The following is a 16,624-nucleotide window of genomic DNA, read 5'->3' as shown; positions in this document are numbered from 1 at the left end:
GACTCATCAGATCACAAAAAATACAACAACATATGAAAGCAATCGTATTAAAACAGGCAGGAGGTATAGAAAATCTCGATATCAGGGAAGTACCCGTTCCGGCTATCGCCGACAACGAAGTACTGGTTCGCAACAGATCGCTCAGCATTAACCCGGTGGATGTGCAGGTCAGGAAGGTAGAAGATTCGCTGAAGAATATCGTGCAGCCCAAAGCAGGGGAAGACATCATTTTAGGCTGGGACCTTTCCGGCGTGGTGGAAGCCACCGGTAAGGCCGTTACCCGATTCAAGGCAGGCGACGAAGTATTTGGTATGGCTAACTTCCCGGGGCACGGTAAAGCTTATGCAGTATACACCGCAGTGCCGGAAAACCACTTGGCGCTTAAACCCGCCAATATCAGCCATGAATCAGCAGCAGCAGCTACCCTGGCGGCGCTCACCGCGTGGCAGGCACTGGTTACATACGGGAAAATAAAGAAAGGCGACAAAGTACTGATCCACTCGGCAGCCGGCGGCGTAGGCCACTATGCTGTTCAGATAGCCAAACATTTTGGCGCCTATGTTATTGGCAGCTCTTCTGCCGCTAAAAAGGATGCAGTACTTGGTTACGGCGCCGATGAACATATCGATTATCATCAGCAGGCGTTTGATGAACTGGTACACGATGCCGATATCGTGGTGGATGCCATTCCCGAGCCGGGTCACCTGGAGCGGTCATTGAAAACGCTGAAAGAAGGCGGTTGCCTCATCAGTTTGAGGAGTTTCCCCGATGAGGAGTTGAAACGCGCTGCGGCAGATAAGCGCGTAGATCTGCAGCGGATGCTTGTGACTTCTAACGGCGAAGATATGGAATCCCTTGCCGCACTGCTGGGTGCGGAGGAACTGAAGTCTGATGTATCAGCTGCTTACCGGTTTGAAGAAATGGGAAAAGCCCATGAGCAGGTCGCAACCGGACGCACAAGGGGAAAAGTGGTAGTGAATGTGAATTAGTTGCCTGTTAGTTCAGCGGTTGGTTTTTGAATTCATTCGGAGTTACTCCTGATACACGCTTAAACAGTCGTGAGAAGTAGGGATGATTTTCAAATCCAAGGCTGTAGGCTATTTCTGAAACAGAAAGACCTGTTCCTTTCAGGAGGTTTTTAGCTTCTGATATCAGAAAGGTATGTATCAGGTCTATCGCTGTTTTTCCGGTTTCCTGCTTGAGTACATCGCTGAGATAACGCGACGACAGGTGCAGTTGATTAGCCATATATTTTACGGATGGCAGCCCAAACTCCGACAACTGTCCGCTTTCATAATAGGCTAGCAACTGCTCATTAAACCGGCTGATTAATTTCCCGGATAATTCAGTGCGATGGAGGAATTGCCGTTTATAAAATCGTTGCGAATATCTCAGGATGGAAGCGATATGCCCAAGGATGATTTCCCTCGAAAATTCGTCCTGGTTATTGAAGTATTCCGTTTCAATCTTGGTATAAAGCTCCTTCATCGTTTGTTCCTCACCGGGAGAAAGGTGAAGGGCTTCATTTACTTCATAATCGAAGTACCGGTACTTTTTAATTTCTGAGTGCAACGGATGTCCGACCAGGTAGTCTTCTTTGAACGATAAATTGAATCCATCCATTCCCCATTCCAGGTTTTCGCCCATAATTGTTTGCCCTGGCTTCATGAAGTACATGCTTCCATTATCGCCATCGTATTTAGTGCGGCCGTACTGGAAAACACCCGATTTATGTTTATTGAGAATAATAGAATAAAAGTTCAGGGTAAATTGCTGGTCTGTACTGCATTTTGTTTTGGGAGTAGATCTGCAGACGGTCAGTAGGGGGTGCTCCTGGGCTACGCAACTGAACTTGTCGGTAAATTCTTCGATATTCATTTGCCGGTTTTTTTGAAGATTAATTCAGCGTTTCAGGTGTATGGTTAAGAGCGAAGCAAAATTAGGCCGGATACCGACCTGGTATTTATACAAAAGTACTGAAAACTGATACAAAATAACGGGTACTTCATCCGCGGTTAAACTTTAAAAAGGCCCCCCTGGAAAGGGGGCGCCCGTACACTGAAATCAACAAAATTATTTGAATTATTTCCAGCCGCCACCAGCGCTCCGGTACAGCTCTACCACCGCTATCAGCGTATTGCTGCGGATGGTAGCCAGGCTCAGATCGGCCTGCAGGGCATTGCTCTGGGCTGTAATAACATCCAGGTAGGTAGCCATATCACTTTTGTACATCAGTAACGAGTGACTGATAGCATCATGAAGTGCAGTTACCTGTACATTGGTGACCTGTTCCTGTTGTTTTAATTTATCTATCTGCACCAGCGCATCCGCCACTTCTCCAACCGCTCCCAGCACGCTCTGGCGAAATGCAATCACCGATTGCTCTCTTTTCAGTTTGGCCACTTCAAAGCGGGTTTTCAGTTGCCGCCGGTTAAAAATGGGCTGTGCAACGGCGCCTGTAACAATCCCGAACAGGGAACCCGGCATAGTAAACCAGTTGCTGAATTTCATAGCCTCTACACCACCACCGGCGGTGATGGTGAGTTGAGGATACATGTTGGCTGCAGCCACCCCTACCTCTGCATTGGCCGCCATTACCGCGGATTCTGCGGACTTCACGTCGGGCCTCCGGCTTACGATGGAAGCAGGCAACCCAACAGGCAAACTGGCCGGAACGGTGATGTTAGTAAGCTGAATGCTTCTGGCTATCTCTCCCGGATATTGACCGGTAAGCAACTGCAGGGCATTTTCCTGTAACTGGATCCCCTGTTCAATCTGCGGGATAAGGTTGGCTACACTTTGCCGTTGAGCCAGCGTCTGATCGATGGACAATTGCGAAGCATTGCCGGCATCCTTTAGCAGCCGGGTAAACCGCAGGGTACTATCGCTCAGCAACAAACTTGTTTTGGCTATACCCAGTTGTTTATCGAGCATGAGCAGGTTATAAAAGCCCTTGGCTATATTCGACACTACCTGCGTTTGTACTGCTTCCTTAGCCTCATATGTCTGAAGATATTGATCGAGTGCCGCTTCTTTCTGCCGCTTTATTTTTCCCCAGATACCTGCTTCCCAGGTAACATTTATTTGGGCAAGATAGTCCTCAAGGTGGTTCTGCGTCAAAAACAACCCATTGAAGGTATTCTTCGAAAACCTGTTATACTGGCCCGACGCCTGTGCATTCACCTGGGGAGTCCACGATACTTTGGCCTGTTTCAGTTGCTGATCGGATATTTCTATATTTTTTATAGCCGTGAGCAGGTCACTGTTATGTTCGATACCTTTTTGTATCAGCGCCTGTAAAGCGGGCTCAGTAAAAAATGTTTTCCATTCAATATCCGCTACAGAAGAGGTGTCGCTGAAAGTGGCACCCCGGTACTGCTCCGGCAGGTTCAGATCCGGCCGTTTATAATCTTTGGTTACTTTACACGCCGCCAATACAATAAGTGCGGACAAGACCAGCGTAAAGTAACCGGTATATTTCTTTGTATTCATCTTAAACAAAATTCATGTGTGTTTATAAAACCTGGTTTACCGGGCCAGCTCCACCTGAGGCTGTCTATTGGCAGCAGCCTTTCTGGCAGACACTTTCTCCTGCAGGTATTGGAAAATGACGAACAATACCGGGATAATGAATATCCCCAATACTACTCCGGACAGCATTCCTCCTATGGTGCTCCATCCAATGGAATGGTTTCCCTTAGCGGATGCTCCCTGCGTGAATATCAGCGGCATCATACCAACTATAAAGGCAAACGAAGTCATGAGTATGGGGCGTAACCTCAGTTGTGCAGCTTCCAGGGCGGATTGTATGAGCGACTGGCCGGCTCTCCGCCGTTGCACAGCAAACTCAATAATCAGGATGGCATTTTTAGCCAGGAGCCCTACCAGCATAATCAATCCGATCTGTACATAGATATTGTTCTGCAACCCTGCGAAACCAATGAAGGCAAACACCCCCAGTATACCTGTGGGAACCGTGAGGATAACGGCGAGTGGCAGGATATAGCTTTCATACTGGGCGGCCAGCAGAAAATAAACAAACAGTACACTTAACAGGAAAATGAAAGTGGTCTGATTACCGGCCTTAATTTCTTCCCGGCTGATGCCGGTAAACTCGTAAGCATATCCTTTGGGCAGTGCTTTTTTAGCAGTTTCCTGTACTGTTCTGATCACATCGCCGGTACTGAATCCTGGTTTGGGAATCACCTGTATTTGAACCGCATTGTATAAGTTATTACGGGTAACGGTTTCAGGGCCGAATACACGGTTAAACTTCGCCACCGTACTTGCAGGTACCATCTGGCCCTGGTTGTTTTTCACATAAATGGCATCCAGAGAGTTTACGTCCTGACGGTAGGGAATATCTGCCTGTGCCATCACGCGGTAGTATTTACCGAACCTGTTAAAGTCGGACACAAAGCTACTGCCATAATAGATTTGCAGGGTATTCATCAGATCGGCGGAGGATATGCCCAGCTGCTCTGCTTTTATATTATCTACCTCGATGTTGTACTGTGGATTATTGGTATTGAAGGTGGTGAATGCGGCGGCTACTGCTTTACTCTGGCTCAATGCGCCAATGAAGCCCCAGGCGTTCATGGCCAGTTGATCGAGCCGGCCGTTGCTCCGGTCCTGCATGGTTACTTCCACCCCGCTCACGTTACCGAACCCCTGTATGGTGGGGAAATTCACAAACGCGGTGAAGGCATCATTCACCTGGCCTGTTTTACCAGTAAGCCGGCCGGCGATAGCTTCCGGATCTTTTACCAGTCCTCTGTCTTTCCGATCTTTCAACCTGATAAAAACAGCCGCATTAGGTGAAGCAAATGCATTCGTTACGAAGTTCATCCCATTGGCATTCCATATTAAATCCGCAGAGCCATCACCTTCTACCACCTTTGCTATTTTGTCGGTAGCGGCAATAGTTCTGTTCAGGGAGCTACCTCCCGGCGTTTGCGTAACAGCGATAACAAAGCCCTGATCTTCATCCGGAATAAACCCGGTGGGCGTTGTTTGTACCAGTACAAAGCTGGCTATGGCCACGATTACCAGTCCGGCTATGGCCACCCATCTGTTGGCGATCAGGAACTTCAGGCTGCGGATATACCGGTTAGTCATCGCATTAAATCCGGCATTAAACGCAGCAAAGAAGCGCTCACCGAATCCCTTTTTCTTTTCCCCTTCTGTATGCGGATTTTTCAGAAAAAGCGCAGTGAGGGCCGGGCTCAGCGTTAACGCGTTGACAGCGGAAATAATAATAGCAATGGCCAGTGTAAATGAAAATTGCTTGTAGAACACACCGGCAGGGCCTTTCATAAAGCTCACCGGTATAAATACAGCCGCCATTACCAGGGTGATAGAAATAATAGCACCCGATATTTCACTCATGGCATGAATAGTAGCTTCCCTGGCCGGCAGGTGTTCCCGCTCCATTTTCGAGTGCACGGCTTCCACTACCACAATAGCATCATCCACCACAATACCAATGGCCAATACCAGGGCAAACAGGGTCAGCAGGTTAATGCTGAAGCCCAATATCTGGAGGAAGAAAAAGGTACCAATAATGGCTACGGGAACGGCTATTACCGGAATCAACGTAGAACGGAGATCCTGCAGGAAAATGAATACCACGAAAGCCACCAGTATGAACGCAATGATGAGGGTTTCCTTTACCTGGGCAATGGAGGCGTCGAGGAAGTTCTTTGAGTTGTAAACTATTTTCAGCTTCATGCCTGCAGGCAGTCCTTGCGAAAACTCGTCCAGCTGACGTTCCAGCTCAGTAAGAATTTCGTTGGCATTGGACTCCGGAGTCTGGGTAACCCCAAATCCGGCGGTAGGTTTGCCATTGAGTTTATTGAGAGAAGTATATGTATAGGCGCCCAATTCCACGCGGGCTACATCTTTCAGACGCAGTACCGAGCCATCGTTATTGGCCTTGATGACCATATTTTCATATTCTTCACTCTGATTCAGCTTGCCCTTGTATTTGATCACGTATTCAAACGACTCCTTACTTCCCTGTCCCAGGCGGCCCGGGGCGGCTTCTATATTCTGTCCTTTGATGGCGTTCAGCACGTCCTGGGGCCCAAGGTTATTGGCCGCAAGCCGGTCGGGTTTCAGCCAGATACGCATGGAATAGTCCTTGTTACTGATCAGCTGTGCCTGCGCAATTCCCGGGATACGTTGTAATTGAGGAATGACATTTATTTTCAGGTAGTTTTCCAGGAACAATTCGTTGTACTTGGTACTGTCTTCCGCATACAAGGCTGCAAACATCAGGAAGCTGTTCTGTACTTTCTGCGTGGAAATACCCGCCTGTATTACTTCCTGGGGAAGCTGGCTGTTGGCTTTGGACACGCGGTTCTGTACGTTCACCGCATCAATATCCGGATCAGTTCCCTGTTTAAAGTAGACGGTCAGGATATAACTACCATCGCTGTTGGAGTTGGAAGTCATATAACTCATATTTTCCACCCCATTCACGGCCTCCTCTATGGGATTGGCCACAGCGCGTGCCACTACCTCGGCATTAGCACCGGGGTAAGCAGCTGTTACCTGCACGCTCGGGGGCGCAATAGGCGGAAACAGGGTAACCGGCAGCGACGACAGGGAGATTCCTCCCAGTAGCAGCAATATCACAGAAACAACCGTTGATAATACCGGCCGTTCGATAAATCTTCTTAACATAAAATGTGATTATGGTATTCTAACGAATATTATTCTCCTGGTGGTGGCATATAATCACCAGGCAAAACCTCCTTCCTTTTTTAAAGGAGGGGCTTGGTTTTCAACAGGCTGTCGGTAGAAATCATCTGTGGCTGGATCACCATACCATCCTTCAGTCCTCCCATGAACAGGGTAGATTGGGAAGACAGCACAATTTTCTCGCCCTGCTTCACACCATCAGAAACGAAATAGTAATTAGGTGTTCTTCCGGAAACAACCAGTGGTTTAGTCACTATTTTGTTACTGTCTGCCACGGTGTATACAAATATTTTATCCTGTAGTTCGAAGGTGGCCTCCTGGGGTACAACCAGTGCAGATGCGTGCACAGTTGGTATCCTTATTTTACCGGTGTTACCGCTTCTGAGTATACCCTGTGCATTTGGAAAAGTTGCCCGGAAATTGATAGCCCCAACAGCTTTATCGAACTGCCCTTTTACCAGCTCTACTTTTCCGGTTTGCGGGTAAATGCTGCCATCAGCCAATACCAGTTGAACCGGAGGTATAGCTTTTACTTTTTCGGTGATGGAATTACCCGGATACTTTTCCTTGAACTCCAGGAAATCAGTTTCACTCAGTGAAAAATACACGTGCATATCCTGGGTTTCTGACAGTGTAGTGAGAGCGCCTGCCATTCCTTTTGTTACCAGGCTTCCGGTTCTGTACGGAATACCACCTATATAGCCATCGTTGGGAGCGGTAATAGTGGTATACCCGAGATTAATACGCGCAGATTCAACAGCGGCCTGGGCCTGAGCCACATTTCCTCTGGCTGCGTTATAGGCCGCCTGTGCGGATTTCAGTTGTACTTCAGAAATCACGTTGTTTTCGATCAGCGGTTTCAGCTTATCGACATTGATCTGAGCATTTTCCAATGCAGCTTTCGCGGAAAGCAAAGTAGCATTGGCATTGTTCAGCGATTCAATGAAAGGCTTTTTGTCGATATGGAACAACACCTGTCCCTTATGAACATAAGCGCCTTCATCCACTACGATATCAGTCAGGTAGCCATCTACCTGTGGTCTTATTTCAATATCCCGTTTTCCCTGAACAGAAGCAGTAAAACTCTGATAGGTAGTAGCAGGCAAAGCGGCGGCAACGATCACTGGCAAAGCGGGCGGTGGCGGAGCATTACGGGCACTCGAAGCAGTGCCGCATCCATACAGGATAGTAACTGTTGATATCAGTAAGCCGGCGAAAATGCCAGGCAGATAAGTACGTTTCATTTTATTTTGGTTTAGAAATTTTTAGAATTGATGAACTTGTTAACTGTATAATAAAACCTAACACCATTAGGTCTTTTTGCAGAAAAAATCAGAGATATCTCAGAAACCCTTCCGTACTTTCTCTCATAACATTCTCATTCATATTACCATCGATATCAGACGTGCGCATCAGCATAATAGAAATAAGGCCATGTAAGAAGCTCCACAGAGAACGTATTTTCACGTCCAGTTCCTGTTGATCTGCATTTCGTTTGTGCTCCATCCGTCTGACAATGGTACAGGCCAGTTCACAGAAGGCGTTCACTTCGGGCTTTAATTTCCCGGTGCCGGAACAGGGCATACCTAATCCGTACATCAGTTTGTAATATTGCCGGTTTCCGAAGGCAAAGCCCCAGTAAGCATACACCAGCTCCCTTAGTTGCACCTCAGGGGTATGCCGGCTGTTAATGGCCGCATCGAGTTTCTTTTTCTGTAGCTTGAAGCCGCAAAGTGAAAGTTCAAACAGGATGGCTTCCTTGTTTTCGAAGTGCTCATATACGACGGGGACGCTATATTCAATGGCATCTGCTATCTTTCTGATAGACAAGGCTTCCCAGCCTTCTGTTTTTACCAGCTGCCTGGCAGCATCCAGGATTCCCTTTCTGACTGCTGCTTTCTGCCTCAGCCTGCGTTCTGCAACTCCCATAACTAATACCCTTATTTTTTAGAACACTGTTAGCAATTAAGCCAATGTTTAACAGTGCAAAACTAGGATGAGGAGGGAGAAGGATATTTATACAAAAGTGGGAAAGACTGATACGGAATTACGGAGGTGGGTGGATATGGGTTTGAGGAGAGAAAGTGGGGACATGACCTTCGCGGGAAATATTACACTGGCGCAAAGCAGCATCCAATAACGTAAAACTTACGCTTCATCGCGCTGGCATTGAAAAACACATAAGCGTTTAACCACCAAATATGAACTTTCCCTGTGTTTTTTTCAAGCTTGACCAAAATGATTTCTCTACTTAAAAACCCTGTGTTATCTTTAAATTGACATAGCAACAGACATCTCCATTTTACGTTTGCTGACGTCATTATATGGAGCGACCGAATATCTTAACCTACCTACTGTGAATCACCTCCAAATAGCGCGTTGCGTTACCTATTAAACCGGGAACACATTGATATCATATCCGGACCGGGTGCATTGTGTCCTGAGGGATAAACGACAACCCTAACTTATCCATTCGCGTAAATCCAACTGGTATTTACCTATTACCCGTCACACATTGATGCGATAGTGGCATCAACACTATAGGCCCTCATTGTACCCGGGAAATAAGCAACTACTCTATATTCCAGCACTACATATAAGTTTTCTCTCCAGCATGGTTGCATGATCAATAAATCGGCGATCTGATGAGTTATAGCCACGTGATGCTATGACAGGGCTACTCATTACCTCAGATTATGGCTATTGGCACAATTCCTATCCTTTCATTAATTCAGTCAAAACCAAAGCTATGAAGCGTAGAATTTTTACGGTGATTTTGCTCTTACTAGGCTCCTCTACCGCTTTCGCACAATTAAAAGTGGGTTCCAACCCTAGTCAGATCAACAAGTCTTCCATACTGGAACTGGAAAGCACTCGCCAGGGTCTTTTACTGCCGAGGATACCGGGTGCTAATCTTACCACTGCTCCTTTAAATGGTGCTCCTGACGGTATGATCATTTATGTTACAGATTCTTCCAGTCTGTTTATCAGGAAGAATGGCTTATGGCAAAAAATGTCGGTAGATAGTGTGGCCAATAATGGTAACTGGAATACAGCAGGTAATGCGGGGCTCGACTCCAATAAAAATTTTATTGGAACTACCGACCAGCAGGCATTGGTATTCAAAACAGGCAATGCAGAAAGAATGCGCTTAACTGCCAATGGTAACATCAAAATGGCGGCAAGTACTATCCCTGCCGGTACCAACCAGGTGCAGGTGCTGGTGATAGATCCTGCCACCGGTATTTTATTGCAGCGTACAATGGCTGCATCTGCATTTAATAACGCCATTGTATCGTTAAACGGACTAAGGGATTCGGTACAAACATTTGTTGCCGATAGTCTTGCCGGTAAAGATTTTACGATCAGCTCCACTAATGGCGTGCATACGTTCAATATTCCCACACAGACTGGTAATGGCGCTACTTCCCGCGGTTTATTATCTTACGGCGACTGGTTACGGTTCGACTCTTCTGCGCGCTTCCAGATACTACACACCTTATTCTCTGCCACCCCCGATGCTAACGGTATCACCATCAACAATGGAACACTTACCCTGCATGCAGCTGACGCTACCAATCCGGGTGCCGTTTCAGCGGCTGACCAGACATTTGGTGGTAACAAAACTTTTCAGAATAATGTACATGTCGTGCAAAACGCTACTATCGACGGTAATGTGATACTGAGCACAATCGGCGCAGCAGCGGCAGCAGACAGCAACAATGTACTCATCCGGCGAGCAGATGGTACTCTGGTAAAAAAGCTGCTGGATAATAACGCATTCAAAACCCTTATCACAGGTAAGAGTCCGGGTGCAGCAAATGATATCAACATCGACAGTAGTTCTGTTTCTCAAACAGTGATTAACATTCCTGACGCTTCTACAACCGTAAGAGGCGTGATAAATCTGGTCAGCGGTCAAACTTTCGCCGGCTACAAAAGTTTCCGTGATTCGCTGGCAGTAGGCGTTGCTGAAGGAACGAAAGGTAATTCCAGCTTCCAGGTAGTAGGATCCATTGCTACCAATCTCACAAAAGTCACCAGCAGTTATACCGCCACCGCAGCCGACAACACCATACTGGCAGATGCCACCAGTGGAGCATTAACTATCACTTTACCGGCGCCCGGTACCATTGCAGGCCGGATGTATACCATCAAGAAAATCGGCACCGGAGGAATTGATAATCAGCTTACCATCACCGCCAGTGGCGGCACCATAGATGGGTCTGCCAATTACATCATTTACAACGACTGGACTTTTGTAACGCTGCAAACAGATGGAACAAATTGGTTTGTGATCAAGAAGTAGCGGTTTCCCCGACTTCTTTCTTCATCATTCAACTAGCTGCTATGAAAAGCACATTTCATTTCCATCTTCCGGTGGCACTGGCATTGTTGCTTCCACTGTTTTCAGTGGCTCAGCTGAAACTGGGCAATAACCCCAGTATCATCAATAAAGCATCCCTGCTGGAACTGGAAAGTACAAGACAGGGCTTATTGCTCACCAGGATAACAGATACCACCCTGGCGCCATTAACGACTGCACAAGACGGCACTATCCTTTTTTACAAAGGGGATAACAGTCTGAGAGTGCGTAGCAATGGCGCCTGGAAAAAAGCGCTGTTTGCGATAGATACCACGGATATAGCAAACTTTGGGGTAAAGGTAAGGAGCCTGTTCTCCGGAACGGCTCCTATCACCTACAGCAACGGCGTGATTGGTATCAGCCAGGCCTCTGCCACTACAAACGGATATTTGAGCAGCACCGACTGGACTACATTCAACAATAAATTATCAACAATAGATACTACCAATATTGCCAATTTCTACGTAAAAGTACGTTCGCTATTGAACGCGGGTAGCGGAATTACCTATAACAACGTTACCGGTACCATTTCTGTATCAGGTTCTGCTGCAGGTGGAAGCTGGTTGCTGGGCGGCAACGGCGTCGCATCCATACAGAATATGGGTACTACTACTAATTTTGATTTGCCAATCATTACCAACAACACTGAAAAAATGCGTATCACCAAAACCGGCAGCGTGGGTATTGGATCCAACACATTCAACGCCACCAACCCGGAGCAGTTGCTGGTAGACGGCACCACTGCAGCTACCACCAATGTGATCCACGGAGTGGGTTTGGTTAATAACAGTCTTCAGGTTAGTATCATCAACAATCACGGCGGCCCGGGTGCGAGATCCGATTTCGTAGCCTATTCCAACAACGGCAACAGTGCTTCCAACTTCATTGATATGGGTATCAACTCCGCCGGAAATAACAACACCACCATTGTAGGCGGCGGTAATGTTGCCTACCTCTATGCAGCCGGCAGAGACATGATCATCGGCAACGCCACCTCCGGCAGAAACCTGATTTTCTTTACCGGCGGAACCGCCACTACCAATGAGGCCATGCGCGTAGATGGAACAGGAAATGTGGGCATCGCCAATACCACACCGGCGGCTAAACTGGACGTAGGCGGCAATTTCAAACTGGGCGCCGGTGGTACAGTGGTGAGCAACATGGTTAAAAGCAATTTTTCATTAACAGATATCACCAGTAATATCACTTCTACTACCAGCTTAACCAAAACAGCACCGGTAACAGGAGCCAATCTGAACGCTTCTGTAATGGTGAATCCCCGGGCAGCACTGCCACAGGGAGTAGCCATCGCATATGCTTTTGTAAGTGCCGCCAATACCATTACCATCAACTTTATCAACACCGGTGGAGGTGTTGGTGGCGTACAGAAACTAGGCACCATCACTTTTGATGTAACCATTATCAATCCCTGATGCGTAGTCATATATTCCATATCGCAACCTGGCTCTTAATGAGTATGCAGTTATGTAGTGCTCAAAACGGGGTGTATGTTCCTCCAGGGGGTAACATCAGCGTACATGCAAGTGACACTGTTGCGATTTTCAGTGATGTGAAAAATGAGGGTCGATTTGGTTCACTGAAAGGAAGCGTGATCAATTTTTATGGCAGCAAGTGGGAAAACAGCAACGGAGCTGCTTTACCGGATGAAAATGAATACAGCAGCAGTCGCCTGCAAAATATGGGGGGTACCTTCCGCTTTCTGCAGGCACGGGGCATTAACATGGGAGCACAGCATATATACGGAGGCTATAGCGCCAGCAGCGGTGCTGGCGCCAGCTTCCCTAACCTGAGCATAGGCAACAGGAATGATATCTATCTCGAGGATTTAAGTGACCTGAAGGTGCGCTATCAGCTTAACTTTGAAACCGGCCACCTCCAGCTCAATGGCTGGAACCTGGTAGTAGGAAACGGCGATCCCGGTAACATTACCGGTTATTCAGACAAAGCCTTTATCGTGACCGGCAGCCAATCTGGCGGCGGTTTCCTGTTCCGCGAACAAATCAGCGCAGCCAACGATCTGGTGGTATATCCTGTAGGCACCACTACCGGCAGCTATTCTCCTATGGCATTAAAAAACAACGGCAGTGTATCCAGAACCATACAAGCCAGGGTATTTGACAGCGTTTATCAATACGCTCTTTCCGGCAGTATGGATGCATCCGGATACGTACTGAAGACCTGGCATATCAAACAGGACACCGGTGTACTGAACAATGTTACCGTACTACTACAACATAGTGCAAACGACGAAGGCGCCGCATTTTCCATTAACCGCGACAGTAGCTATATCACCCGTTATGGCACCGGCCAGGGATGGGATACCGTGGCGCCATCCGGATTGCTGCATCCGGGTAAACTTACTACCGGCGCACTGATTTCCAATACCTATATGAATAGTCGCACGTTTAACGACAACCGGGAAGTGAACACTTATCTGTCGGTAGCGGCCTTCAACAAAATTACCTCCGGCGTTGATCTGTTCTTTGAAGCATATCGCGAAACCATTCAATGGGTAGGTACACACTGGCGTACCACCAAAGAGCTGAATCTTGATCACTATGAACTGCAGCGGCGGCGTGAAAACGAAGACAGCTTCTATACCGTGGCACGGGTGGCGCCACATAGTCTGAGCGGCACCAGCATCGGAGCGCTGGACTATTACTATCGTGATGATGACCTATACGACAACTGGACCTATTACCGGCTGAAAATATTCGGCCGTGACGGCAAGATATATTACAGTGCAATAAAAGCGGTACCGTGGCTGATCCAGGTTACTATAAGTCCCAATCCTAACAATGGTAATTTCACGATCAGCCTGATTGGGATACATCACAAACTGCGTATGGTTATGTATGATGTGCTGGGGCATAAACGGGATGATCGCATACTGAGCAGTCCGCAAACGTTTATTTCCAGACCTGATTTGCCGGCGGGGTTATATATACTGACGTTCTATGACATAGAAGATGGGGATCGGAAGGTAGTTACGGGTAAAGTGGAAATTTTTCATGAATGATAGATGCACAGGTCAGGCGTAGCGCGGAGCCATCGTTCTGACCTGTGTTTTGTGGGTTATCTATAGCGTCGATAACCAGTTGGAGGCCATCACTTTAAACTTGCTTTCCGGATCCAGACTTTTATCCAGTTTTATGATGATGTAGTATGCCTGCCCTTTTTTGTCTCTTTTCAATTCCCATTTTCCTTCTTTGAAGGTAAATAAGGTTAGTTTGTACCAGGTACCCATTTCAGCATTGGTAAGATCTTTAAGTTTTTTGTTTTGAACAGCCAGCTCATTTATATCCTGGATGGTAATTCCACTTTGTATGGATAAGAAATCCAGAAATCCGTCATGATCAAGATCTGCATACTTCATACCGGTGAGGTCGTCATTGTTAATGAAATAGTGTAAGCTGGTATCACGGCGGGAGATTCCAATCACCGGATAGAAATTAATTCTACATGCTCCTCCAATGCAATTTTCATGTGGGCCGCTTTTTAGCATTATAAATGATGATTGTCTATAGATAATCTGGTAGTCTGGTAAAAATTGGAATTGCTGCCAGCACATTAGTGTGTCTTTGTTAAATACCTTCTTACCAATGCCAAGAAAACTATAGCAATTGTTCCAAACACTTCCGCTATTATCATTCACAGTGAAATAAAATTGCTTTAACGGAGCAAGATTCCTTATAATCTTTGAGCCATTTACAAGTCGTATGGTGTCATACTTAGGCGTACGATTATCTATCTTTGGTCCATATTTCAGGGAAGTTGGTTTTATTTGAAAAATAGCATTAATAAACTTTTTGAATGATTTACTTTCCTGTATGTTAGTGGCTGCTGTTTTCGTCATGGATTTGCCGGAAAGATTTATTTCCGTTATTCCTATTGGAACTGCAGCATTCATTACAAGCGATAGGGCAGTTATACAACTTATTGTTATCAACACTTTCATGGCTGTTGCGCGGATTTATTTTGAAACACTTTAGCGCATTGGATCATATTCCCGAAGTCCACCTCTTTCGTAGTTATAATATACTTTAACGTAGCCTTTTATGCTACACCCAATATATAGTTCCTTTATTTCCTTTGGATGAAAGTAAAAAGATGTATCCCGGGCATTGATTTTCACTTTTACATGTACGGAATCTTTATTTAAACATGGTATAGCGAGTCGATCTTTTTTGCTTCTAAAGTGGCCATTATAGTATTCTCCGATCACTTTATCAACAATAAGCTCTTCATCAAAAATAATTCTGATAGAATCGTTCTTATTTGCATAAATAAGGCCTAAAGGTATTTTTTTTCCGGCACAGCCGATATTGCAGGCAGGACTCAAGGATAAAAGGAGCAGACAACCCGCTACCAGTATTCTGTTTTTCATAATCAGTTTTTCAGATTATTAATAGTTATAGCTGTGTTATTCAGCAGAAAAATAAAATAGATCTCCTAATTTTGATGTGCACAAGACATACAATTGTTTCGGAATACCTTCTTTAAAACTAATCTTAGTTATTTCCGTACAATCCTCATATGGGGTAAAAATTAACAGGTTATTTTCTATCTTCTTTGGCAGATCCGAAACAATCACAACATGATAACATCCTAGATATTTATCGTCTTTATTATACACCAGGATTTTACTGGACGCCCTGGGAGTGTCTTTGAATACGCCGAGATTGAGTTTACTATTTTAAAAACCTTTTCCTTTTTTGTTTTAAGAGTTCCAAGATACGTCAGTTTTGTAGTGCTGCCATCCTTCCATTCATGAGAAAATTCTTTTCCTATGTTAGCTTTTTGCAAAACCCATGTAGTAAAAGCATCATTCTGCGCAGGTACTTCATCGTATCCTAAAAAAAAAAGAAAAAATATAAATACTTTAACGTTTCTCATATCATCACATTGGAGCTTGTTTCTTTTGGGGCTAAATGCATAGCTTTTACTTGTATCCGATACTTATAATTACATTACCTGATTTGAAATAAATTTATATTGTATTCTAAAATTACATCCTTAACAAATGTCAAACTATCATTAGCGCTAATTTGTAAATTAGGTTGGTATAAAATCAGCTGCTTCATCACTTTTTGCTTCAGATTGTCTTTTTCACTGTCCCTGACGTCTCCATTGACGACAACTAAGATATCGTTGTACTTATAGTCTCCTTCTTGAAAAAAACAAATATTAATTCGTTCAATTTTGCCGACATAATCATACGTTGATGTATCCGGATATACTGGAGTATACTTACCGCTTTGAACAATTTCCCCGCGATACCCGTAGGCCGCCCATTCGCCATCTGGAATTCCATTCTTAAATCTAATAACATTTGATACTTTACCATTTTCAAATTTGCTTTCTGTTATACCAGTAAAGGGTGCATGGGCGTCTTTCTCAAAAAAAAGATAGTGCTTAAATACCAGATTATCGTATGATGTTCTTCTACTCATCTGAGAACAGCTAAGAATGGTTAACCATAAACAGGAAAATAATATCTTCTTCATATTGCTAGCAGTATTTTGAAGAAAA

At 45.5% G+C, this 16,624-nt stretch carries 13 protein-coding genes; 4 read left to right on the top strand and 9 right to left on the bottom strand.

The window, feature by feature from the left end:
* Positions 1–32: 32 nt before the first annotated feature.
* On the top strand, positions 33–989 hold the full coding sequence (locus UNH61_RS04405; RefSeq protein WP_326990906.1) for an NADP-dependent oxidoreductase: 957 nt from the start codon (positions 33–35) through the stop codon (positions 987–989).
* 7 nt (positions 990–996) lie between these two features.
* On the opposite strand, the gene UNH61_RS04400 is transcribed toward UNH61_RS04405, so the two are convergent.
* The 5 genes from UNH61_RS04400 to UNH61_RS04380 all read right to left on the bottom strand — a co-directional run bounded on the left by UNH61_RS04400 (position 997) and on the right by UNH61_RS04380 (position 8,634).
* On the bottom strand, positions 997–1,878 hold the full coding sequence (locus UNH61_RS04400; protein WP_326990905.1) for a helix-turn-helix domain-containing protein: 882 nt from the start codon (positions 1,876–1,878) through the stop codon (positions 997–999).
* A 204-nt stretch (positions 1,879–2,082) separates the two neighbouring features.
* Positions 2,083–3,492 carry an efflux transporter outer membrane subunit gene (locus UNH61_RS04395; RefSeq protein WP_326990904.1) on the bottom strand — a complete coding sequence of 470 codons (1,410 nt, stop codon included), beginning with the start codon at positions 3,490–3,492 and terminating at the stop codon, positions 2,083–2,085.
* Positions 3,493–3,528: 36 nt separating this feature from the next.
* Positions 3,529–6,687 carry an efflux RND transporter permease subunit gene (locus UNH61_RS04390; protein WP_326990903.1) on the bottom strand — a complete coding sequence of 1,053 codons (3,159 nt, stop codon included), beginning with the start codon at positions 6,685–6,687 and terminating at the stop codon, positions 3,529–3,531.
* 80 nt (positions 6,688–6,767) lie between these two features.
* Positions 6,768–7,949 carry an efflux RND transporter periplasmic adaptor subunit gene (locus tag UNH61_RS04385; RefSeq protein ID WP_326990902.1) on the bottom strand — a complete coding sequence of 394 codons (1,182 nt, stop codon included), beginning with the start codon at positions 7,947–7,949 and terminating at the stop codon, positions 6,768–6,770.
* A gap of 88 nt (positions 7,950–8,037) precedes the next feature.
* Positions 8,038–8,634, bottom strand: a complete 597-nt coding sequence (locus UNH61_RS04380) for a TetR/AcrR family transcriptional regulator (protein ID WP_326990901.1) — start codon at positions 8,632–8,634, stop codon at positions 8,038–8,040.
* An 820-nt stretch (positions 8,635–9,454) separates the two neighbouring features.
* On the opposite strand from UNH61_RS04380, the gene UNH61_RS04375 reads away from it, so the two are divergent.
* The 3 genes from UNH61_RS04375 to UNH61_RS04365 are packed head-to-tail and all read left to right on the top strand — an operon-like array spanning position 9,455 to position 14,111.
* Positions 9,455–11,014: a hypothetical protein gene (locus tag UNH61_RS04375; RefSeq protein ID WP_326990900.1), complete on the top strand. Its 1,560-nt coding sequence runs from the start codon at positions 9,455–9,457 to the stop codon at positions 11,012–11,014.
* Positions 11,015–11,055: 41 nt separating this feature from the next.
* Positions 11,056–12,504 carry a hypothetical protein gene (locus UNH61_RS04370; protein WP_326990899.1) on the top strand — a complete coding sequence of 483 codons (1,449 nt, stop codon included), beginning with the start codon at positions 11,056–11,058 and terminating at the stop codon, positions 12,502–12,504.
* Positions 12,505–12,542: 38 nt separating this feature from the next.
* Complete coding sequence (locus UNH61_RS04365; RefSeq protein ID WP_326990898.1) at positions 12,543–14,111, top strand: T9SS type A sorting domain-containing protein; 1,569 nt, start codon at positions 12,543–12,545, stop codon at positions 14,109–14,111.
* A 60-nt stretch (positions 14,112–14,171) separates the two neighbouring features.
* Here UNH61_RS04365 and UNH61_RS04360 read toward each other — a convergent pair whose 3' ends face one another.
* From UNH61_RS04360 to UNH61_RS04345, 4 genes are all read right to left on the bottom strand, one after another.
* A complete protein-coding gene (locus UNH61_RS04360; protein ID WP_326990897.1) occupies positions 14,172–15,050 on the bottom strand; it encodes a hypothetical protein in 879 nt (292 codons plus the stop codon).
* Between the two features lie 30 nt (positions 15,051–15,080).
* A complete protein-coding gene (locus UNH61_RS04355) occupies positions 15,081–15,479 on the bottom strand; it encodes a hypothetical protein (RefSeq protein WP_326990896.1) in 399 nt (132 codons plus the stop codon).
* A 221-nt stretch (positions 15,480–15,700) separates the two neighbouring features.
* On the bottom strand, positions 15,701–15,988 hold the full coding sequence (locus UNH61_RS04350; RefSeq protein ID WP_326990895.1) for a hypothetical protein: 288 nt from the start codon (positions 15,986–15,988) through the stop codon (positions 15,701–15,703).
* Between the two features lie 74 nt (positions 15,989–16,062).
* Positions 16,063–16,599 (bottom strand): hypothetical protein, encoded by a 537-nt coding sequence (locus tag UNH61_RS04345; protein WP_326990894.1) that lies wholly within the window; start codon positions 16,597–16,599, stop codon positions 16,063–16,065.
* Positions 16,600–16,624 lie beyond the last annotated feature (25 nt).

The sequence above is a fragment of the Chitinophaga sp. 180180018-3 genome (assembly GCF_037893185.1).
In the GTDB taxonomy this organism is placed as follows: Bacteria; Bacteroidota; Bacteroidia; order Chitinophagales; family Chitinophagaceae; genus Chitinophaga.
This window is presented reverse-complemented; position numbering and strand designations above follow the sequence as displayed.